General features: G+C 62.4%; 21 protein-coding genes and 1 tRNA gene. 10 read left to right on the top strand and 12 right to left on the bottom strand.

What is annotated here, in order from left to right; all coding sequences use genetic code 11:
• Positions 1 to 153 precede the first annotated feature (153 nt).
• The 3 genes from AC1DV9_RS07120 to AC1DV9_RS07110 all read right to left on the bottom strand — a co-directional run bounded on the left by AC1DV9_RS07120 (position 154) and on the right by AC1DV9_RS07110 (position 2,510).
• A complete protein-coding gene (locus AC1DV9_RS07120) occupies positions 154 to 504 on the bottom strand; it encodes a hypothetical protein (protein WP_477946922.1) in 351 nt (116 codons plus the stop codon).
• Between the two features lie 364 nt (positions 505 to 868).
• On the bottom strand, positions 869 to 2,137 hold the full coding sequence (locus tag AC1DV9_RS07115) for a hypothetical protein (RefSeq protein WP_477946920.1): 1,269 nt from the start codon (positions 2,135 to 2,137) through the stop codon (positions 869 to 871).
• A 283-nt stretch (positions 2,138 to 2,420) separates the two neighbouring features.
• Positions 2,421 to 2,510, bottom strand: a tRNA-Ser gene (locus AC1DV9_RS07110).
• Between the two features lie 158 nt (positions 2,511 to 2,668).
• On the opposite strand from AC1DV9_RS07110, the gene AC1DV9_RS07105 reads away from it, so the two are divergent.
• Entirely contained in the window at positions 2,669 to 3,025 is a 357-nt protein-coding gene (locus AC1DV9_RS07105; RefSeq protein ID WP_477946919.1) for a hypothetical protein, read from the top strand.
• Between the two features lie 216 nt (positions 3,026 to 3,241).
• Here AC1DV9_RS07105 and AC1DV9_RS07100 read toward each other — a convergent pair whose 3' ends face one another.
• On the bottom strand, positions 3,242 to 3,397 hold the full coding sequence (locus AC1DV9_RS07100) for a hypothetical protein (RefSeq protein ID WP_477942903.1): 156 nt from the start codon (positions 3,395 to 3,397) through the stop codon (positions 3,242 to 3,244).
• Positions 3,398 to 3,790: 393 nt separating this feature from the next.
• Between AC1DV9_RS07100 and AC1DV9_RS07095 the strand changes: the two genes are divergently transcribed.
• Positions 3,791 to 4,045: a GlsB/YeaQ/YmgE family stress response membrane protein gene (locus AC1DV9_RS07095; protein ID WP_112387376.1), complete on the top strand. Its 255-nt coding sequence runs from the start codon at positions 3,791 to 3,793 to the stop codon at positions 4,043 to 4,045.
• 67 nt (positions 4,046 to 4,112) lie between these two features.
• Here the strand turns inward: AC1DV9_RS07095 and AC1DV9_RS07090 are convergent, their stop codons facing one another.
• Positions 4,113 to 4,394 (bottom strand): hypothetical protein, encoded by a 282-nt coding sequence (locus tag AC1DV9_RS07090; RefSeq protein ID WP_477946917.1) that lies wholly within the window; start codon positions 4,392 to 4,394, stop codon positions 4,113 to 4,115.
• 220 nt (positions 4,395 to 4,614) lie between these two features.
• On the opposite strand from AC1DV9_RS07090, the gene AC1DV9_RS07085 reads away from it, so the two are divergent.
• Genes AC1DV9_RS07085 through AC1DV9_RS07065 form a run of 5 tightly spaced genes read left to right on the top strand, consistent with a single transcriptional unit; the run spans position 4,615 to position 10,083 of the window.
• Entirely contained in the window at positions 4,615 to 6,507 is a 1,893-nt protein-coding gene (locus tag AC1DV9_RS07085; protein ID WP_477946915.1) for a peptidylprolyl isomerase, read from the top strand.
• A 15-nt stretch (positions 6,508 to 6,522) separates the two neighbouring features.
• The gene (trpD, locus tag AC1DV9_RS07080; protein WP_477942907.1) at positions 6,523 to 7,539 is read left to right on the top strand and encodes an anthranilate phosphoribosyltransferase; all 1,017 of its coding nucleotides are present in this window, start codon (positions 6,523 to 6,525) and stop codon (positions 7,537 to 7,539) included.
• Positions 7,540 to 7,548: 9 nt separating this feature from the next.
• Entirely contained in the window at positions 7,549 to 8,361 is an 813-nt protein-coding gene (gene trpC / locus AC1DV9_RS07075; protein WP_477946914.1) for an indole-3-glycerol phosphate synthase TrpC, read from the top strand.
• Position 8,362: 1 nt separating this feature from the next.
• On the top strand, positions 8,363 to 8,863 hold the full coding sequence (moaC, locus tag AC1DV9_RS07070) for a cyclic pyranopterin monophosphate synthase MoaC (RefSeq protein ID WP_477946912.1): 501 nt from the start codon (positions 8,363 to 8,365) through the stop codon (positions 8,861 to 8,863).
• Positions 8,860 to 10,083: a molybdopterin molybdotransferase MoeA gene (locus tag AC1DV9_RS07065; protein ID WP_477946910.1), complete on the top strand. Its 1,224-nt coding sequence runs from the start codon at positions 8,860 to 8,862 to the stop codon at positions 10,081 to 10,083. Before moaC ends, AC1DV9_RS07065 begins: the two co-directional genes overlap by 4 nt.
• On the opposite strand, the gene AC1DV9_RS07060 is transcribed toward AC1DV9_RS07065, so the two are convergent.
• On the bottom strand, positions 10,052 to 11,293 hold the full coding sequence (locus tag AC1DV9_RS07060; protein ID WP_477946908.1) for a multidrug effflux MFS transporter: 1,242 nt from the start codon (positions 11,291 to 11,293) through the stop codon (positions 10,052 to 10,054). The two genes, AC1DV9_RS07065 and AC1DV9_RS07060, sit on opposite strands and share 32 nt — an antisense overlap.
• The gene (locus AC1DV9_RS07055; RefSeq protein ID WP_477946906.1) at positions 11,290 to 11,748 is read right to left on the bottom strand and encodes a MarR family winged helix-turn-helix transcriptional regulator; all 459 of its coding nucleotides are present in this window, start codon (positions 11,746 to 11,748) and stop codon (positions 11,290 to 11,292) included. The genes AC1DV9_RS07060 and AC1DV9_RS07055 overlap by 4 nt, the downstream gene beginning before the upstream one ends.
• 519 nt (positions 11,749 to 12,267) lie before the next feature.
• Between AC1DV9_RS07055 and AC1DV9_RS07050 the strand changes: the two genes are divergently transcribed.
• Positions 12,268 to 12,456 carry a hypothetical protein gene (locus AC1DV9_RS07050; protein WP_112387367.1) on the top strand — a complete coding sequence of 63 codons (189 nt, stop codon included), beginning with the start codon at positions 12,268 to 12,270 and terminating at the stop codon, positions 12,454 to 12,456.
• A 101-nt stretch (positions 12,457 to 12,557) separates the two neighbouring features.
• Entirely contained in the window at positions 12,558 to 13,262 is a 705-nt protein-coding gene (locus tag AC1DV9_RS07045) for an SDR family oxidoreductase (RefSeq protein WP_477946905.1), read from the top strand.
• 33 nt (positions 13,263 to 13,295) lie between these two features.
• Here the strand turns inward: AC1DV9_RS07045 and AC1DV9_RS07040 are convergent, their stop codons facing one another.
• The 5 genes from AC1DV9_RS07040 to AC1DV9_RS07020 form a co-directional block, all read right to left on the bottom strand.
• Positions 13,296 to 13,940, bottom strand: a complete 645-nt coding sequence (locus AC1DV9_RS07040; protein WP_477946903.1) for a class I SAM-dependent methyltransferase — start codon at positions 13,938 to 13,940, stop codon at positions 13,296 to 13,298.
• Between the two features lie 46 nt (positions 13,941 to 13,986).
• Positions 13,987 to 15,951, bottom strand: a complete 1,965-nt coding sequence (locus AC1DV9_RS07035) for a DEAD/DEAH box helicase (protein ID WP_112518501.1) — start codon at positions 15,949 to 15,951, stop codon at positions 13,987 to 13,989.
• Positions 15,952 to 16,063: 112 nt separating this feature from the next.
• Entirely contained in the window at positions 16,064 to 17,926 is a 1,863-nt protein-coding gene (locus AC1DV9_RS07030) for a CHASE2 domain-containing protein (protein WP_477946902.1), read from the bottom strand.
• Between the two features lie 6 nt (positions 17,927 to 17,932).
• Positions 17,933 to 18,454 carry a FecR domain-containing protein gene (locus AC1DV9_RS07025; RefSeq protein WP_477946901.1) on the bottom strand — a complete coding sequence of 174 codons (522 nt, stop codon included), beginning with the start codon at positions 18,452 to 18,454 and terminating at the stop codon, positions 17,933 to 17,935.
• Positions 18,455 to 18,589: 135 nt separating this feature from the next.
• Positions 18,590 to 19,726 (bottom strand): citrate synthase, encoded by a 1,137-nt coding sequence (locus AC1DV9_RS07020; RefSeq protein ID WP_477946898.1) that lies wholly within the window; start codon positions 19,724 to 19,726, stop codon positions 18,590 to 18,592.
• An 84-nt stretch (positions 19,727 to 19,810) separates the two neighbouring features.
• Here AC1DV9_RS07020 and AC1DV9_RS07015 point away from each other — a divergent pair, with 84 nt between their 5' ends.
• Positions 19,811 to 20,899, top strand: coding sequence for a citrate synthase/methylcitrate synthase (locus tag AC1DV9_RS07015; RefSeq protein ID WP_477946896.1), 1,089 nt, complete (start codon positions 19,811 to 19,813; stop codon positions 20,897 to 20,899).
• The last annotated feature ends 17 nt before the right edge of the window (positions 20,900 to 20,916 follow it).

The following is a 20,916-nucleotide window of genomic DNA, read 5'->3' as shown; positions in this document are numbered from 1 at the left end:
GCGCCAATGAGCACCTTTATTCCGTATGGCTGAATTTGCGGTTTCTAGGCCCGCCAGATGGGGTCCAGCGCCGAAAACGATGTCGGACCCATTCGAGACGTTTATCCGTTGCTGACGGGCCGTAATCTTCCATGAACGTGGACGTCCGACAGACTATTCCCTGTCGGACGGTACGGCGTGTAAACTCCAGAGCATTCCAGTTCTTGGATCGCGGATGTATCCCGACCTGATGGCTTCGGATTGCGCGTCCAATTTCCCTCTTTGCCACGCGGCGTCTTTCAATAAGACCATGGAGCTGAAGGTGAGCAGAAACCCGCCGTCATCATAGTCGTCCGAGTTGCCGACCATGTGTCGCAAGACATACCGATTGTTTTCACGGATTGCGGGATCATCCATCCGTGCGATAGCGTCAAGCCGCGCGAGTTTCCATGCGCCATCCGCTTCCTTCAAGTCGCTCGAGAGTTCCACGGCACCCATGCTGAGAGCTTGGCCTGACATCTTCATATACTTCCCTCCTGGCTTAGGCGGCTTCAAATAATCGCGCCGCTATCGAAGGGTCTGGTCGGCAAAAGCTTGGGTCAAGTTTAACCTCACTATGCTTTGGCTCAGGTAAGGGCGTCAGATGGGGTGGCAGCACGGTATGACGTCCGCCCATGCCAGTCCTGTTTACGCATCTGGCGGGCCACAATCCGACGTTTTACGTCCATTGGAACCCAGCGGGTTACGACGGAACGCCTTGGCATATCCTATGACCCGAATGCGCCAGTGATATCGGTGACCGTATATACGCTGACGGAGAAAGAAGCCTCCAAGGACAGCGGCCCCTCACGGGGCCGCTTGTAGTCTATAACTGTACTATCCTCATGTTTCAGAATAGTTTTTTGGCTGTTTTCGCGACCGTGTCGAACGTCGTCCGCATAACCTGCGAAAGTGTGTCCTCGTGCTGTTCCGCGACGATAAAGGAATCATGGACGGGAAGCGCCACGATGCCATTTCGATACATCTGCACGAGAACCTGACGACAGATTTCAGAATCGATATTCTGGAGCGACATGCCGACTCCGCTATGGAAATAGGATTTGATCTCCGGGTGCCGCATCGTGATATCGAGGATCAGCCATTCTGCAGTGTCGCGGTCAGTGCCCAGATTCTTGGCGATCGCGCCCCGCGCCTCCTTGAAGTCCTGTGTGTTCAGAAGGGTATTGAAAGCTTTCTTGACAACATCGCGATCCCATCCGGAAATGGTGTAGGCATCTCCTTCCAGATGTCGCCCGGCAATGCCATAGAGCAGGCGGGGATGGATTTGCTGATAGTCCAGTTCGACGGTGCGTTGGCCGTCGATAGTTAGGTGTTGCCGATGCGCCTTTCGGCACGATTGCCACCATCCGCCGTAGAACCGTCCGCCGCGATCCCATCCGCCTTTGTAGACCCTGTACAGAGATGTCATCTTAGGGAACACGGCATAGCCGTCGAGGCGGATCGCATTACTGTCCCGAATGGCTGCGGGAACATCGAGGCCGATGTCGGCTTCTGCGAGGCTGCGATTGATCTTCGCGAGCATGGCGCGATCACGCCGCGTCCTGTCATTGTCGCGGTAATCCACCAAGCGCCCCTCGACGTCTTTCATTCGGATGACCTCGCCGACCTCATAGCGCAGGTCTGGCAATGCGATCTCCGCGAGCCATGGGGCGGGCCGGTAGCTCGACTGGACGCCTGTGGATCGGCCTGCGGGCTGTAGGTCGTAGTCGACCAGAATTCCAGCGTCCAGAAGGGCATCGATCGCCGGCACGACGTTATAGTAGGTGAAATCGGCATCGCGGTAGCGCCGTGTCTCATGCCACCAGCCATTGCGGCGGGAACAGGAGACGCGAAGCTCGGGAAAATGGAGCGCCGTGTGAACGGCATCGACGGCCACGGAGATCATCGCCCGCACATTCTTCGCCGACCCCGCAAGCGGAAGGTCCAGGCGCTTGGCAAACTGATATTCGTTGCAACGCCATGACAGACGAAGGGCGCGATCGCGATCCCGGCCTTGCCAAACTTCGTCCGCAAGGGCGCGGGGCTTCCAAATTTGTTGACGCCGTTGGGCGCGCTCGTCCTGGGACTTGGCTGGGGTATCTCCCAGCCTGCGGGTCACCGGCTAAAGTGACGGGGCTTTACTGCAGTCTCGCTGTCGGTCAACATGAACTCGCACCTAAAAAACCGCCTGAGGGTTCCAGCCCGTCGATGGCGGTTTTTTCATGCTCAGCGCCTTTTGCGCACGGGTCAAGCGCCGATTCCAGCCTGCAGTAGCAAATCGGGCATTCTGCAACACGTCTGCAGTTGCAGCATTGTTGCAGAATATGTTGACAATGTTGCGGGAGCCTTGGGAATTCCAGAAAACTCGTCAACAGAATTTGCCAAACACAATCATATGGTTGTGGCGGAAGAGGTGGGATTCGAACCCACGGTACGGTTTCCCGCACGCCGGTTTTCAAGACCGGTTCCTTAAACCACTCGGACACTCTTCCTTCGAGCGCCTTATGACGCAAAGCCGCGTTGCAATGCAAGGGCCGGACATAAAAATCTGTGCTGCGGGAAGCGCGCCCACCTGTCCCATCAGGCGTGCGGAACATCTTGGGTCGTCAGCTGTTGGGAGAGCATCTGACGATGCATAGGGAGGAAGTCCGTGCTGAAGAAAGTTACAGCCATTGTCGTTCTCTCGCTGGGTCTTGCGACGTTTGCCCTCGCCCAGTCCGGTAACGTGTCTGCGGACGGCGCGAGCGCCTCCGGTTCGTCGATCGGGACGATCTCAGGTTCACGCGTGAGCGGCACTAATGATCGTAGCCGCGTTGGAGACACTGACAAAGCGCAGCCCGGAACGATTGATCCCAGCGCGACGAACAGCACCATCAATAGCGGGGATTCGAACTCCAGCACCGACGTGAACGACTGCCGTAGCGAACGGAGATCTGCGCGGAAGGCTGCGCACGATGCCGATGGAAACGTCGTCAGTCCTGGCAAATCTGCCGCCTGCGGTCAGTAATCGCGCTGCGCTATCGGATAATGCGGTCCCGAACGGTTGGATAACGCTTGACTTTCGCCGCCCTGGAGAACCCGCAAAAGTTGCCGGATCGAAAGAGATTTTGGTCCTTTCGATCCGGGAGGCCTCGTCAGAGTGCTAGTGGAAGGCTTCAGCGGCCCGGTAATCTTGGCTCTGTCGTCGTATTTCCGGACACTTCTGTCTATGGCTGCAACCGTCTCAAGCGGCAATCGCCTGCTTGTCGCGCGGCATCTTGTCTTGCTTGCGCGCCGCCTCTTTAGCGATTTTTATCAAGTAGGCGACGAACATTTCATTGTCTGCTTCCGCAATCTTTCGAGCGGCTTCGAGATGTTCCATGAGATGTGAATGACGCATCTGAGTCTCCTCCAGGTTGCTATAGATCGATGATCACTAATATGCATTAACGGCACGTTAATTTTGCAACCTGGAATATTTTACGTGGCGAAGTAAAAAACGGTTTCATCGTCGCCGATTCATTCAAATTTTATGCTTAACTATCCGTTAATATTTACCTTGCCGCCCTTTGCCGATGATCTATTCTCGATCGGCAAAGGGAGTGAGTAAAAATGTCGAGTAAGAGTTTGATCATGCCGCTGGGCTTTGCGATCCTGGCGTTGTCTGGCCTTCTGTTCCAGCTGCTCACGCATGCATTGCATATGCCTGTCACGCTGTTGCAGCCCTGACCGGGACGGAACCTTTCTGCAGTTTCCGCGTTCATTTAGTTGTTTTCTTAGGAGGGAAATCATTATGGAAGATCAGAGTGTCGGCTGGATTGCGGCAATTATCATTGGCGGCCTTGCCGGCTGGCTCGCCGAGAAATTCATGAACAGCAACATGGGCGTGTTCATGAATATCATTCTGGGCATCATCGGCGCCATCGTTGCCAATTTCATCCTCGGCCTTCTGCATATCCAGCCGCTGGCCGGCTGGCTCGGATATCTTATCACCGGTTTCGTCGGCGCCTGCCTGCTGATCGCGATCGGCCGGATGGTCCGGCGCTGAGCGCACGGAATTTGAACGCAAAAAAGCCGGGAGTTTTGCTCCCGGCTTTTTTGTTGTCTCGCAATCGTCAACGGCGGCTCATCAGTCCGAACACATAGGCAATGCCGGCCGTGACGGTGAGAGCGAAAATCGGTTCCTCGCGCACCTTGTCGCGCACCTTTTCCGTCATCACCGACGCTTCGTCGGTCACGGCGCTCTTGGCGCCCTGCCCCAAGGCGACGACACTTTCCGAAAGACGGGCCAGATCCTCGCGCAAGGCTGCGACCTGCGCAGAAAGATCATCGGCGGCGATATCTGCCTTGACGCGCGCGGCTGTCGATTGGGCGGAGGCGGTTTTCAGTTCGGCCATTGTCTGCTCCTATTTTTCCGGATGCCGCAACAACGAAGTGAGGGCCGGAAAGGTTCCGGTACCGGTGTGCTTTTGTTGCCTGTCGCAAGCGCCGCAAATCCATTCCGGATGCTGTCATGTTTTCGTCGGATAGCGCTTCATTTCCGCCTTACTTTGCTCTAAGGAACGTCGAAAGCTTTGCCCGTGAATGGGCGGAATCTAATGCGAGGTTTGCGTTTCGATGTTCCATATCCTGAGAAGAGCTGCCCAGACCTGGGTCGCCAAGCTCCTCATGCTTCTCCTGGTCGCGTCTTTCGGCATCTGGGGTATTTCCCGTGAGCTGATCGGCGGCGGTTCGAGCACGACAGTCGTGACGGTCGGCGATCAGAAAGTGGACGTCAACGAGTTCCGCCTCGCCTATCAGCGCCAGGTCGCCAGCCTCAGCCAGCAGTTCGGCATGCGCCTGACCCCGGAGCAGGCCAAGGCCTTTGGCGTCGAGCAGCAGACGATTGCGCAGCTGGTTGCCGGCGCTTCGCTTGATCAGCTGGCCGCAGACATGAATCTCGGCCTCTCCGAAGACCGCCTTGCCCAGCTGATCGGCGACGATCCAGCTTTCAAGGATGTCAGCGGCAAGTTCGACCGTAGCCTCTTCACATCGCGCCTGCGCAATGCGGGCATCCCTGAGGCCGACTATATCAACGAGCGCAGCAAGGTCGCCGTCCGCAGCCAGATCGTAGATGCCGTCTCCAACGGCTTCAAGGCGCCAGCCGCCCTGGTCGACGCGCTCAAGCTTTACCGTCAGGAAAGCCGCGACATCGATTATCTGCTTCTCACCAACGCCAATATCGAACCGATCAAGGCGCCTGCTGACGATGTGCTGTCCAAGTGGTTCGATGGCGTGAAGGCCCGCTACCGCGCGCCTGAATACCGCAAGGTCGCCTACCTTAAGCTCGAATCGGCTGATATCGCCGACGTCGCGACGGTGACCGACGATCAGATCCGCGAAGATTTCGACAAGCGCAAGGAAACCTTCCGCACGCCCGAGACGCGTACCGTCGAACAGCTGACCTTCGCCAACAAGGACCTCGCCGCCGCCGCACAGACGGCGCTGAAGAGCGGCACAACATTCGATCAGCTTGTCACCGACCAGGGCAAGACCGCGACCGACGTCCTTCTCGGCGATTTCACCAAGGACAAGGTTCCCGATCAGTCGGTTGCCGAGGCTGCTTTCGCCGTCACCAAGAATGGCGGTACGACGCCGGTCGTCGATGGTGCCTTCGGTCCGGTGATCCTGCGCATCACCAATATCAAGCCTGAAACCGTCAAGACGCTCGACGAGGTCAAGGAAGACATCCGCAAGCAGCTGGCGCTGGTCAACGCTTCGCAGGAAGTCATCAACGTCCACGATCATATCGAAGACATGCGCAGCGCCGGTCAGTCACTCGAAGACATCGCCAAAGAGCTGAAGCTCAAGGCCGTCGTCGTCGATGCGATCGACGCCACCGGTGCAGACAAGGACGGCAACGAGATCAAGGACATCCCGTCAAAACAGCAGCTGCTCGGCGAAGCGTTCAAGACCGAGCCCGGTACCCAGCCGGTCGCACTTGCGCTCGGCAATGACGGTTACGTCTGGTTCGACGTCCGCGAAGTCACGCCGGAGCGCGAGCGCCCGCTTGCCGAAATTCGCGACAAGGCGGTTGCCGACTGGACGGCAGAACAGCAGAAGCTGGAACTTGCCAAGAAGGCCGAGGAGCTGAAGCAGGAAGCGCAGAAGGGCAAGTCGCTTGCCGATATCGCGGCACCGCTCGGCATTGCCGTCGAAAGCAAGAGCGGCGTGAGCCGCACCACCGACGATGCCGTTCTCGGCCGCGGCGGCGTCAGCGCTGCCTTCAGCGGTCCGGCCGACACCGTTGCCAATGCCGTCGGCGCCGACGCGACCACGCAGATCCTGCTGAAGGTCACCAACGTCAACACCGATCCGACGACCGATGCGCTGAACAACCAGGATGCGCAGATCGCAGCAGTCGCCAATGCGGCCGGCGATGACATCCTCGACCAGATGGTCACCCTGCTGCAGACGCAGTACAGCGCCTCGATCAACCAGACGCTCGCCGATCAGGCAACCGTTCGCTAGGAGGAGCTTTAGCGCATGACCGATCTGAAGCCGCTTCTGGCCAAGGCCGCAAGCCGCGAGCCCCTGACGCGCGACGAGGCCCGCCAGGCGTTCGACATCCTGATGTCGGGCCAGGCGACCCCCTCGCAGATCGGCGGCTTCCTGATGGCGCTGCGCGTGCGCGGCGAGACGGTCGATGAGATCGTCGGCGCCGCCACGACGATGCGTTCGAAGATGCTGCGCGTCGAAGCGCCCGCCGATGCCATCGATATCGTCGGCACCGGTGGCGACGGCAGCGGCACCTACAACATCTCGACACTGGCGGCGTTGATCGTCGCCGGTGCCGGCGTCCCGGTTGCCAAGCATGGCAATCGTGCTCTGAGTTCCAAGTCTGGCGCGTCGGACAGTCTGGCCGCTCTCGGCGTCAAGCTGGAGATTTCGCCGGACGTGATTTCGCGCTGCATCGCTGAAGCCGGCGTTGGCTTCATGTTCGCGCAGCAGCATCACTCGGCCATGCGTCACGTCGGGCCATCGCGCGTCGAACTCGGCACGCGCACGATCTTCAATCTGCTCGGCCCGCTGACCAACCCCGCAGGCGTCCGCCGCCAGCTGCTCGGCGTCTTCGCCGAGCAGTGGGTGCTGCCGCTGGCCGAAGTCATGCGCGATCTCGGCTCCGAAAGCGTCTGGGTCGTCCATGGTGATGGTCTCGATGAAATCACCACGACCGGCAAGACCAGTGTCGCAGCGCTCGAGAATGGCAAGATCCGCAGCTTCGAGCTGTCACCTGCCGATTTCGGTGTCTCGCCCTGCACGCTCTCTGCCCTGAAGGGCGGGGATGGTGTCGTCAATGCTGCGGCACTCCGCGACGTCCTCGGCGGTGCCAGGAATGCCTACCGCGATATCGCGCTCGCCAATGCCGCCGCCTCGCTCGTCGTCGCCGGCAAGGCCGAGACGATCGCCAAGGGTATGACGCTGGCAAAGGAATCGCTCGATAGCGGCGCAACCGCGGCCGCGCTCGACAAACTCATCGCCGTTTCCAACGACATCGACTAGGATCGACCGATGACCGATATCCTGAAGAAGATCGAGACTTACAAGCGCGAGGAAATCGCCGCCGCCAAGGCCAAGGTCTCGCTCGCCGATCTCAAGGCAATGCAGGCAGGCCAATCGGCGCCGCGCGGCTTTCACAAGGCGCTGGTCGCCAAGCGCGATGCAGGGCTCTACGGACTGATCGCCGAGATCAAGAAGGCAAGCCCATCCAAGGGCCTCATCCGCCCGGATTTCGATCCGCCGGCCCTGGCAAAGGCCTATGAGGACGGTGGGGCTGCCTGCCTGTCCGTGCTGACGGATACGCCAAGCTTTCAGGGCGCACCGGAATTCCTGACAGCGGCGCGTGCTGCCTGCGCGCTACCGGCGCTGCGCAAGGATTTCATGTTCGAGACCTATCAGGTCCACGAAGCCCGCGCCTGGGGCGCCGACTGCATCCTGCTGATCATGGCCTCGCTGACGGACAGCGATGCGGAGCGTCTACAGGACGAAGCCTTTGCGCTCGGTATGGATGTCCTAGTCGAGGTCCACGACGAAGAGGATACGGAGCGGGCGCTGAAGCTCTCGTCCCCGCTCCTTGGCATCAACAACCGCAATCTGCGCACATTCGAAGTCAGCCTGACCGTCAGCGAGAAGCTTTCGGCGATGGTGCCTTCGGACAAGCTGCTGGTCGGCGAGAGCGGCATCTTCATCAATGCCGATTGCAAGCGCCTTCAGGCCTTCAACATCAATACCTTCCTCGTCGGCGAAAGCCTGATGCGCAAGGATGACGTCACGGCGGCCACCCGCGCGCTTCTCTTCGGCGAAGCGGCAATCGCGGCTGAATGACATGAGCGGCGCCAAGCCCGGCCTTACCCACATCGATGCCGCCGGTGAGGCGCATATGGTCGATGTCAGCGGCAAGGCCGAGACCGTGCGCATTGCCACTGCCGAAGGCTATATCCGGATGTCTCCGGAAACTCTGGCGCTGATCCGCGACGGCAATGCCAAGAAGGGCGACGTCATCGGAACGGCCCGGCTGGCAGGCATCATGGCGGCCAAGCAGACGGCAAACCTCATTCCGCTCTGCCATCCGCTGATGCTGACCAAGGTCAGTGTCAATATCACCGAAGATGCAGCGCTTCCGGGCCTCAGGGTCACTGCGACGGCGAAGCTGACCGGCAAGACAGGCGTCGAGATGGAGGCGCTGACCGCCGTGTCGGTCGCGTGCCTGACGATCTACGACATGGCGAAAGCCGCTGACAAGGCGATGGAAATCGGCGGCGTCAGGCTGTTGGAAAAGTCGGGCGGCAAGTCCGGCGACTTCCGTCACCCGGAGGCGCAATCATGAGCCTGTTGCCGGTCGAGGATGCGCAGGCACGCCTGCTCAGCAGCGCCTCGCCGATCGCCGATACGCAGACCGTGCCGCTCGCCGCCGCCGATGGGCGCGTGCTGGCGGGCGATCTTGCTGCACGGCTGACGCAGCCGCCCTTCAACTCTTCCGCCATGGATGGCTATGCGCTTCGCCGAGCGGATGCGCCCGAGCCGGGTGCCGAACTTCGCGTCGTCGGCACCTCGTCGGCCGGGCATGCATTCGACGGCGCGATTGGTGATGGCGAAGCCGTCCGCATCTTCACCGGTGCCCCTGTGCCTGATAGTGCCGACAGCGTTTTGCTTCAGGAGGACGCCGAAAAGATCGATGGGGGCATCCGCACCAAGTTTCCGGTTCGCGAAAACCAGCATATCCGCCCCCGCGGGCAGGATTTCCGTCTCGGCGAAACGGTTCTCACATCAGGCACTGTCATGGATTTCACACGGCTGACGGTCGCGGCCGGCATGAATCATGCCGAAATCCCGGTTCTGCGCAAGCCGCTGGTGGCGATCCTTGCAACGGGCGATGAAATGCTGGCACCCGGCGGCACGCCCGGCCCTTCGCAGATCGTTGCCTCGAGCGGCTTCGGCATTGCCGCGCTCGTGCGCAATGCCGGTGGCGAGGTGCTCGATCTCGGCATCGTGCCGGATGATAGCATAGCCATCACTGAGGCCGTACGCAGGGCCGAGGGCGCCGGCGCCGATGTTATCGTCACGCTTGGCGGCGCATCGGTCGGCGATCACGACCTCGTGCAGGCAACGCTGATAGCGGCAGGCATGCAGCTCGATTTCTGGCGTATCGCCATGCGTCCCGGCAAGCCGCTGATGGTCGGAAGCCTCGGCCGGATCCATGTCCTCGGTCTGCCCGGAAATCCGGTCTCGAGCCTGGTCTGCGCCCTGCTCTTCCTCGAACCACTGCTGCGCAAGCTCGCCTCGCTGCCACCGGTCAAACGCGAAGCGATCGTCGAGGCAGCGGTCGATCTCGCGGCTAACGATCACCGGCAGGATTATGTTCGGGCCAGCTTTGAGATGTCAGCGGATGGTACGCGTCGTGCACGGCCTTTCGGCAAGCAGGATTCGTCGATGATGAAGATCTTCGCGCAGGCCGATTGCCTGATCATCCGGCCGCCGAATGCGCCCGCGCTTGAGGCCGGCGCGCCCTGCCCCGTCATGCTGCTGCGGCCGGCGCTTCTGCCCTGACCCGGCTGGCTTTCACGCCGATCCAGAAGCAGCTCTGCGCCAACAGGCTGGCGCCGAGAATGACACTCGCTGCGGCAAAGCCCGGATCGCCGCCGATGCCTGCAAGCGCAGTGCAAACAGCTCCGACGGCCATCTGTGTGGCTCCATAGAGTCCCGAGGCTGAGCCGGTGACCTTCGGATTGACGCTGACGGCAAGCGTCAGCGCATTCGGCGATGCCACCCCTGCCCCGATCGTATAAACCATGATCGCCGCCATCATCTGCAGCAGGCCAAGCTCGCCGGTTGCCGCCAGCCCGAAGAAGGCGATCGCAGCCGCGATGCTGACGAGATTGGAAACGAGCATCAGCGGCTTCATGGCAATCCTGCCGATCAGCCGCGTGGCGATCATGCTGCCGATCCAATAGCCGAAGATCAACAGCGCGAGGCAGATGCCGACCTCGGTCGCCGGCCGGTGCAATTCGTTGATGACGATGAACGGCGCGGCGGCCGTGAAGGCATACATCGATGTCGTGGCGCAGCCGCCGCCAATGGCGTAACCGACGAAGGCGGGCGAGCGAAGCAGACCGAGATAATCGCGGCTCAGCGATTTCATCGATGCTTCTACATTGCGCCTGCCGGTTTCCGGCACCATCTTCCAGGTCATCAGCATGTTGAGAACGCCGAGCGCGCATAAGGCGACGAAGATCGACCGCCAGCCGAGTGTCGCGGCCAGCGCCCCGCCGGCGATCGGCGCCAGGCCAGGACCGACCGTGACCATCAGGTTCATTACCGCCAGCCGTTTTGCCGTGTCGTCAGCCGTCGAGGTGTCCCGGACGATAGCCCTGGCGATCACCAGTCCGGCACATCCGCCAAGCGCCTGAAACAACCGCGCAACGATCAACGCGTGGACGCCTGGTGAAAACAGCGCGGCGAACCCCGCCAGCGTGTAAAGCACCAGCCCGCTCATCAGCACGGGCCGCCGTCCATAGCGGTCGGAAAGCGGTCCGTAGATCAACTGGCCGACGGCAAGTCCGAAAATATAGAGGCTGACCGTCATCTGCATCTCGCCAATGCTCGCCCCAAGATTTGTCGCGGCTGCAGGCAAGGCGGGCACGAAAATATGCATGGCAAGCGTGCCGCTGAAGGTAACCAGCGCCAAAAGCCAGACGGGAACGGTCTTACGGGCAGTCAGCGGTTCGGCGCCGGCCATGCGGCCAGGATGAGAATTCACGGTGTCGGCTCCTCGCCGTTGCGGGAAAAGACGCTCGAAATATGCTCGAGCACGCGGAAGGCCGTCTCGATGTCGGCCTTGGAGAGACCGGCGAGCGCTTCTTCGCGGACGCCCTGGGCGATGCACTCGACATCGATCACCGTATGCCGCCCGGCCTCGGTCAGAACGATCGCCTTCGAACGCCGGTCCTCGCCCTCCTGGCGTTCGACTAGGCCAGCCGTTTCCAGATTGTCGATGAGCCGGACGACCGAGGAATTATCGAGCGAAAGTGATGCCGCGAGCGCTCTTTGATGCATCGGCACCTCCGAGCGGGAGATCCGCAGCAGCGGCAGCCATGTGGCTTCCGTCAGACCGAAGGGCTGCAGCCGCTGGTCGGCAGCCCGGCGCCACAATCGCGCCGTCTGCGCCACCAATGCACCGAAGGTGGCGGCAATCTTTTCGTGTTCTGGAGGCATGAAGCGATATCCGATGATATCACAATAAATGACATATCATCTATTTTTCCGCAAGGCGCATTGATGGCGATTTCCGCGCCGTCGATCGTCCCAAGGGGCGCAGCACACTGACCCGCAAGGCGGGTTTTCAGAAGGCGCCTGATGTCATGTAGAAGGCTGCGGCCCATGCAATGATTGCCAATAGTCCCAATCCGATAATCAATACCCGCATGAATATGTCTCTCGTTCTCGGCGGGGATTACGTAGAGTGACCCGTTTCAGATCAGTAGGATGCAGGTAAAAGCGATGCTTTCGCGCAAAGGTCGTGTCACGGCCGCGTCACGCGACACGCATGCCGTCTTATGGTTACTTGACGATGAGGCGTCCGATCCGCCTCCGAACCTTCAATTCTATACCCGCCGTCTTGGCGGGTGCCTGATGCAAGTCGGCGGACCTGCGAGGGCAGGGGCTCGCCTCCTGTTTCGCGTGGCGAGCCCGTTTCTTTCTGCAGCCGTGTTTCGAGGATTTCAGAGTAGAGCCATGCGTTCGATTAAAGATTCCGATCCCGATCTCGCCGTGTTCCTGCGGCTCCGCATGCAGGAGATCTTCCTGCGTCTGAAAAGCCAGGGCTGGACCGATGCCGATATCGGCGTTGCACTGGATGAGCTGGTTGTCCGCTTCGAGCGGAACGGCGAACCTGAGGATATGCGCTTCCGGCTCGCAATGTAGCCGTTGCAGCGCTCGCCTTTGCAGAACCGGGATGATATCACGGCTGCCGTCATATAACGGCGCGCCGGCCAGTCCGGTGCGCGTCTGCAATGGAGGCATGCATGTCGGTTGATAAGGTAGCACTGGTGACGGCGGGCGGTAGCGGCATGGGTGCCGCGGCCGCAAAGCGCCTAGCTGAGGATGGTTACAAGGTGGCGATCCTGTCCTCGTCTGGAAAAGGCGAAGAGCTTGCCCGGGAACTCGGCGGTTTCGGCGTCACCGGCTCGAACCAGTCGAACGACGATCTCCGCAAGCTGGTCGATCGTGCGGTCTCCGAATGGGGCCGCATCGACGTCCTCGTCAACAGCGCCGGCCACGGCCCGCGCGCGCCGATCCTCGAGATTACCGATGAAGATTGGCATCGCGGCATGGACGTCTATCTGATGAACGTCATCCGCCCAGCGCGCCTCGTCACGCCGCACTTGCAGAAGCAGAAGTCGGGCGCCATCATCAACATCTCGACGGCCTGGGCCTTCGAGCCGAGCGCGATGTTCCCGACCTCGGCAGTGTTCCGCGCCGGTCTGGCCTCCTTCACGAAGATCTTCGCCGAGACCTATGCCGGCGACAACATCCGCATGAACAACGTGCTGCCCGGCTGGATCGACAGCCTGCCTGCGACGGAAGAGCGCCGTGACAGCGTGCCGATGAAGCGTTACGGCACCAGCGAGGAAATCGCCGCCACCATCGCCTTCCTGGCCTCCGACGGCGCCGCCTACATCACCGGCCAGAACCTGCGCGTCGACGGCGGCCTGACGCGCGCCGTGTGAATTTATCGAGCGGCGCCTGCACGCGGGCGCCGTTCACTTCGCGAGCCTGTAGATACCGCCGCTCGCCTCGCCTTCCCCGAAATCCGCGACCCTGTATTCAGCGACGGCAGTCAGCCTGCTGCGCGGCAGCGTCTTGCGGCCGGGATCACCGATCAGCACCGAAATGCCCACCGCTGTGCAGCGCTGCAGGAAAGGCAACGTCCTGCGCGCGAGGCTGCGATTGTAGAACAGATCGCCGGCAAGGATGAGATCGGCCGAAGGTGATGGGTCCCCGAGAATGTCAGCCTGGAGGATATCGATCACGACGCCGTTTGCCTGCGCGTTGAGCGCCGTGACAGCGATCGCATAGCGGTCGGTATCAATGGCGGTCACAAGAGACGCGCCCCCTTTCGCCGCCGCTATCGCAACGATGCCGGAGCCGCAGCCGAGATCGATCACCGTGCGGCCGCTGACGACATCTGGATTGTCGAGAATATGACGGGCAAGTGCGCTGCCGCCGGCCCAATGATAGGCCCAGTATGGCGGCTCGCCACCACTGCCCGGCAGGCGGCCGAGGCGGCTTGCCGGATGGGCGGCATAGAGAGCGATCTCCGGGACTGATGGTGCCGGGCGAAGCTCAAGATTGCGGCGTATGAACGCTTCCACATCGTGAACCATCGCACCGGCCATCATCGTCATCGCTGCTGCCCGCTATCGAGCGGCCGGGATGGCGTTGCCGCCAGCCTCAGCCCTGCTTCTTCTTGCTGAACTTGCCCTTCGGAGCGAAGCCGCCCTTGCCCTCGAATTTCTGGCCTTCGAACTTCGGCTTGCCCTCAAACTTGGGCTTGCCTTCGAACTTCTGGCCTTCCGCCCTTGGCTTGCCTTCGAATTTCGGCTTGCCGGGCTTCTTGCTCCAGGGCTTGTCGCTGCGCTCGCCACCAGCCGGCGCCTGCTCCGGGGAGAAGTCCTTCTTGAACTTCGCCTTCGGGCGGTCGTCGCGCACGGCGTCGTCGCGGCGTGCCTCGTAGGCCTTCTTGCCTGCAGGCCGGTCGTTCGCCGGGCGGCTGAAATCGGGTGTGCCGTTCAGGCGATTGACGCGAATGCCGCGTTCCATCGTCTTGTTCGGTCCAAGTGCCGCGAGAAAGGCCTCGGCATTGCCGGCGGCGATTTCGACAAAGGTCTCTTCCGGCTGCATCTTGATGGCGCCGATCTCGCGCTTCGTCAGGTTGCCGTTGCGGCAGATCATCGGGATCAGCCAGCGTGGTTCGGCATTCTGCTTGCGGCCGACCGAAAGCGAGAACCAGACGCTGGCGCCGAAATCGTCGCGCGGTCCCTTCTGGCTCGGCTCACGCGGACCATCGGCGTTGTCGCGGCGCTTGCGTGCACCGCCGTCGAGCGACACTTCGGTGATATCTTCAGGCGCAGACTGATTAGAGCGGTAGAGCCGCACGAAAGCGGCGGCCAGCTTCTCGGCGCCATAGTTGGCGATCAGCTGATTGACGAGCGTCTGATCGTCATCGGACTGCGCTTCGCTAAGAATCGGATCGGCAAGCAGCCGCTCGTCGTCGCGCTGCATCACTTCTTCGGCAGACGGCGGGCGGGCCCAGGTCGGCGAAACGCCGGCGCCGTCCAGAATGCGCTCGGCCTTGCGGCGGGCATTCAGCGGCACGATGATGGCGCTGACGCCCTTGCGCCCGGCGCGGCCCGTGCGGCCGCTGCGGTGAAGCAGCGTTTCCGAGTTAGTCGGCAGATCGGCATGGATGACGAGATCGAGGCCCGGCAGGTCGATGCCACGGGCGGCAACGTCGGTCGCGATACAGACGCGGGCACGTCCGTCGCGCATCGCCTGCAGCGCATGCGTCCGTTCGTTCTGCGTCAGTTCGCCGGAGAGTGCGACGACCGAGAAATTGCGATTGTTGAACCGCGCCGTCAGGTGATTGACGGCAGCGCGCGTCGAGCAGAAAACGATGGCATTCTTGGCATCGTAATAGCGCAGCACATTGACGATGGCATTCTCGCGATCGGAGGGAGCAACGGCCAATGCGCGATATTCGATATCGACATGCTGCTTTTCTTCCGACTGCGTCGAGATGCGAACCGCATCACGCTGGAAGCTCTTGGCGAGCTTCGCAATGGCGGCAGGCACCGTTGCCGAGAACATCAGCGTGCGGCGGTCGTCAGGCGACGATTCGAGGATGAACTCCAGGTCTTCGCGGAAGCCGAGATCGAGCATCTCGTCCGCCTCGTCGAGCACGACGGCCTTCAGCGACGAAATATCGAGTGCGCGGCGGCGGATATGGTCGCAGAGACGGCCGGGCGTGCCGACGACGATATGAGCGCCGCGCTCCAGCGCCCGGCGCTCGCTGCGAATATCCATGCCGCCGACGCAGCTGACGATCAGCGCGCCGGTCATTTCGTACAGCCATTCGAGCTCGCGCTTGACCTGCAGCGCGAGTTCGCGAGTCGGCGCGATGACCAGGGCCAGCGGTTCCGCTGCCGGCTCGAAGCGGTCGTCGTCCTGAAGCAGCGTCGGTGCCAGCGCCAGGCCAAATGCCACGGTCTTGCCGGAGCCGGTCTGGGCCGATACGAGGGCGTCCTTCGACGCAAGCGCCGGGTCGAGCATTGCCTGCTGAACCGGGGTCAACGCCGTATAGCCGCGCTTCGACAACGCCTTGGCGATCGCCGGAACGACGCCGTTAATCTCTGTCATGTGATCTGTCTTTCGGAATTTTCAGGCGCAAGCGCGCCTTGGCCGGGATCTGCCCGGCCGAACGGTTGGCGCGTTCCTATCCCTTTGCAGGCAAAAAGTCAAAGCGCCAGTTTCAGGCAGCCTGCTGCCGCCGCAACCAGACTTCGATACCGCCGGCCCGCCCGCGAATGCGCGTCTCGAATGGTCCCTCAAGAATTCCGCCCGCAGGCGGTGTACCGCCCTGAGAGGCCGCATGCACCAGCGCTGCGCTGAAAGCGATCTCCGAGCCGCGCCCCGCCGCCACTTCCATCAGCCGGCTGGCGACGTTGACGGTGTCGCCCGTCGCGGTGATTTGCTGCCGGTTACCCGTGCCGAGACGCGATGCGACGACGGGACCGCAATGCGCGCCGATCTTGAAGCCGACCTTGTGGCCGGTGGGTAGCGTCGGGTTGGCCGCCAGCCAGGCGCGGGTGCGCTCCGCCAGAGACAGTGCGCAGGCCGCAGCACGCGCCGCATCGTCCGGCTGGGGCTCCGGCAGGCCGAAGAGGATCATCGCGCCATCGCCCATGAAGCTGGTTATGGCACCCTGGTGGGCGCGCGCCTCTTCATCGACGAGCTCGAAGAAGCCGCTGAGAATCTCGCGGACTGCGACGGCACCGACGGCTTCGCTCATGCCGGTAAAGCCCGAGAGATCAATGAAGACAACGGCAGCATTCTGGCGCACGGGATGGGAGAGGAAGGAAGGATCTCGGGCCAGCCACTCTCCGAGGCCCGGCGCTTCGATCCGCTGCAACAATTCGCTCTGCGCCGCGAAAAGACGGGCCCGGCGGCGGTCGGTAAACAGCTGCGCGGCGCCGAAGATCAGCGCCGGTGGCAACGCGGCTGCAATCGGCAATGCCGCACTCAGCCAGTATCCCTGCCGGAATGCCGCGACATTGACGCCGGCCCAGGCGACGAACAGCAGCGCGATCATCACGAAACCGATGACGCTGCGCCGCCAGGCAAGCAGACCGACGACGGCAAGCGGCAGGAGCACCGCAAGGGTCGCATCGAATCGGCGGACATTGTGGTCGCGGATGACGCTGTCCCCGGCGACCAGATGCGTGATCGCCGTCGACATCACTTCGACGCCAGGCAGAACCGGATCGAAGGGCGTCGGAAAGACATCGCCGCCGCCGGTGACCGTGGAGCCGATGACGACGACTTTGTCGGCCACCTCCTGCGTGGTGAGCTTGCCATCGAGCGCGTCGGCGATGCTGACGGTCGGAATGGTGCCGCGCGGGCCGTAAAAGGTCAGCGGCAGGCGCTGTCCGGTGTCGGTCGGGATACGCGTGTCGGTAAAGGCGATCGCGCCGGGCTGGAATGCCGGATCGTGGCCGATCGCCAGAGACGCTGCCTTCAGCGGAAAGGACGGGTCGATACGCCCCTCGCCGCGCGACAGCAGCGGGATGAAGCGCGGTACGCCAGTCTGGTCCGTCGAGACATTGACGATGCCCGTTGCCGCGACATCGGCAAGCCGTTCTTGCGGAAGCAACAGGCTCTCTGCGACGGGAATGGCCGCCAGCGGATCGTTTGCTTCGTTGCCGACGAACTGGACGCTTTGCGGGAAGACTGCAGCACCCGCTATCACAGACGGAGCAAGCTGAAGCGCCGACGCCAGCGCGCTATCGGCCACATCGCTGCCGGGATCGACGAAGAGCAGATCGAGCGCGATGACTTTGGGCTTCAAGGCGGCAATAGCCGTCACGGCCTTGGCCAGCGTCGCGCGGTCGAGCGGATAGCCATGAGCCGCAGCCGTCCGGTCGTCGATCGCCGCGATGGTAACGACGGGTGGCGGCGTTCTCCTGCCGATCAGCGTGCTCTTGAGATCGGTCAGCGAGGCTTCGGGACGATCGAGAACCGTTGCGCCGCCGCCAAGATGCGCCGAGCCGAGGAACGCGCCCCAGATCGCGGACAGAAGCAGCGCGGCGGTCACAAGAACATTCTGACGGGGCATGGGATCCTACAGGCCGAGGCGGGCAAGCAGTGCCGCGGCGCGCGCCTGCGGCCAGCGGCGAACTTCGAGCGCGCTGCTGCCGGCGCGAACATCGACGCCCTCGCCCGGACGAAGAACGACGGAATCGCCCTGTGGGCGCCGCACGGCAACCGCGCCGCGGACGACCAGCACCGAGGTCTGTCCGCCACCGACATCGACAGCCCATTGCGTGCCTCGGACAGCCGCAATCGCCTGTGGCGTCACCACTTGAAAGCCGCCCGTATGACGGCTGCTGTCGACATCGACGAGGATCGCCTTGCGCCGCAGCGATGCGCTGTCGGGACTGCCGTCGCCATTCCGGTCGTTAAGATTGAATCCGGCACCAGCTTCAGCGGTGACTGTCACGCCGCCTGGGCAGTGCAGGATCCGGCGTCCGCCATCGGCGTTCTGCAGCGCGCAGCCGCTCGTCTGCGCCACTGCGACGACCGGCAGCGCGAGCAATATGCATGCAGCAGCCGATCCGCGAAGGATTGTTGAAACCAAGCCCATGATACGTCCCCACATGACTTTCGGCCAATCCTGAGATGCGCAGTCTCTGCGCAGGCGATCGGCCCGTTTCCCGGCTCGCCATCATAAAACAAAAGCTTGATCCCGTATGCAGAAAAGCGCAGCCGCTGGCAAGCGTTAGCCGCCGGCCACCAAGGCCGGGCCACAATAGCGCGCCCGCGGGCGGATCAGATGGCCGTCTTCGACCTGCTCCATCGCATGGGCAAGCCAGCCGCAGGTGCGCGCCAGGGCGAAGATCACCATCGCCGCCTCGCCGGGCAGCGCAAAGCGCTCCGCCATCGCTGTCAGGGCGAAATCGACATTCGCCCTCTCACCTGTCGCCGCTTCGCCTGCCTTCCTGATCTCCTCGAACAGGCGGGGCATTTCGAAATGTTGAAGAAGCGCCGATGCCCTTATGTCACCGTCCGGATACAAGGGATGACCGAAAGCCGGAAGCGGATTTCCCTGAGAGAGAACGCGGCGCACCGCCTCTTCGGCGCCGGCGTGTCTTGCCATGTCCGCGAGCGCGGAAACGCCCTGCCACGCGCCGCCGTGCAGCGGGCCGGTCAGCGCCGAGAGGCCCGAAAGCACTGCGGCCGAAAGAGACGCACCCGAAGACGCCGTGACCCGGGCGGCAAATGTTGATGCATTGAGCTCATGGTCCGCAAGAAGCACAAGTGCCCGGCGCAGACAGTCGGCAGCCTCCGGCCTGCCCCACGCATTGGCGAGACGGATATGGACGAAATCGCCGCGACCGGGCGCGAGCGCGGCGCTGACACAGCTGAAAACCGAGATCGCTTCGCTGCGCAGCACCGAACGCGAGCGCCCGAGGCTTGGAAGATCCCGCGTCACTCTGCCGGCAAGGGCGAGGAATGCGTTGCGGATGACAGGCGGGCCGCTTTCGATCGCCTCACCCGCAAGCTCGACGGCAGGCGCATCCCAAAGAACGGCCGCGGCCGCTTCCAGCGTTGCCGAGGCCGACAGCGAAACTGCATCGCGGCCGCGGTAGTAAAGCCTGCCGTCGATGATTGTCGAAACGGCGGATGGCAGGACCGGATCGCCCCACTGGATCGCCTCGGCCGCAACAGTCTCGCTCTTGCGGCGCCCGGCATGGCGTTCGGCCAGCCGGGCGACGTCGGCGGTGTGATAGAGGCTGCGCCGCGGATCGGCAGGATCGGCCTTGGCGCGAATGCGGCCACGGCTGACATTGGCATAGAGCGTCTGCGGTTTGGTGCCGAGTTGCGCCAGCGCCTCATCTGCCGTCAGCCAGGACATGCGAGCCTCACATTGATCAATTGTATCAAGATTGACGTCAACTAATCTAAGCCCGATCCTTTATCGGGTAAAGGAGAAACACTGATGAAGAATGGTCTTGAAGATGTCGTCGCGGCAGAAACGCAGCTCTCGGATGTCGATGGCGAAGCTGGTCGGCTGATCATCCGCGGCGTCTCGCTGGATGATCTCGTCGCCGACAGCAGCTACGAGCGCACCGCGACTTTGCTGCTCGATGGCCTGATGCCCGAAGCGCTCGATGAAGCCTCCCTGACGCGGCGTCTCGGCGAAGCACGCGCCGATATATTCCGCCATGTCGAAGCGGCCGACGCCACGATCCTGGCGCTGCCGCCAGTCGATGCCATGCGCGCCCTGCTCGCGCGCCTGCCCGATGGCGAAGGCAGCACAGTCGCCATCCGCCTGATGGCTGCATCCGCCGTATTCCTCCCTGCAGTTCTGCGGCTGCAGAAAGGCCAGGCCCCGATAGCGCCGGATCAAAAGCTTTCCCAGTCTGCCGACATTCTGCGGATGCTAAACGGTACGCCTCCGAGCGGTGAACAGACATCGGCCCTCGACGCCTATCTGGTCACCATCTCCGACCATGGCCTGAATGCCTCGACCTTCGCCTCGCGCGTCATCGCCTCGACCCAGGCCGGTCTCACCTCCTCCGTGCTCGCGGCAATCAGCGCCCTCAAGGGCCCGCTGCACGGTGGCGCGCCGGGGCCGGTGCTGGATATGCTGGACGCCATCGGCCAGGCCGGAAACGCCGAGGCATGGCTTGGCAATGCGCTCGACAAGGGCGAGCGGTTGATGGGGTTCGGCCATCGCATCTACCGCGTCCGCGACCCCCGCGCCGACGCCCTGAAAAACGCGCTGAAACCACTGACAGCGACCGGACAGGTTGATAGCGCCCGCGTGGCGCTGGCTGAGGCCGTCGAAAGCGCGGCACTTTCGATCCTTAAGCAGCGCAAGCCAGATCGTCCGCTCGACGTCAATGTCGAGTTCTATACGGCGCTGCTCCTGGAAACATTGGGCTTCCCGCGCGAAGCCTTCACCGGCGTCTTCGCGATCGGCCGGACGGTCGGCTGGATTGCCCATGCGCGCGAGCAGGCGCTGCAGGGGCGGCTTATCAGGCCGCGCTCGGTCTATGTCGGTCCCGTGCCGAGAGCGGCGTAAGACAGGTGGCCCGGCGC

This window comes from Rhizobium sp. 01L410, from assembly GCF_056400165.1.
The sequence above is the reverse complement of the archived record's forward strand: the minus strand, read 5'-3'. Positions and strand labels throughout refer to the sequence as shown.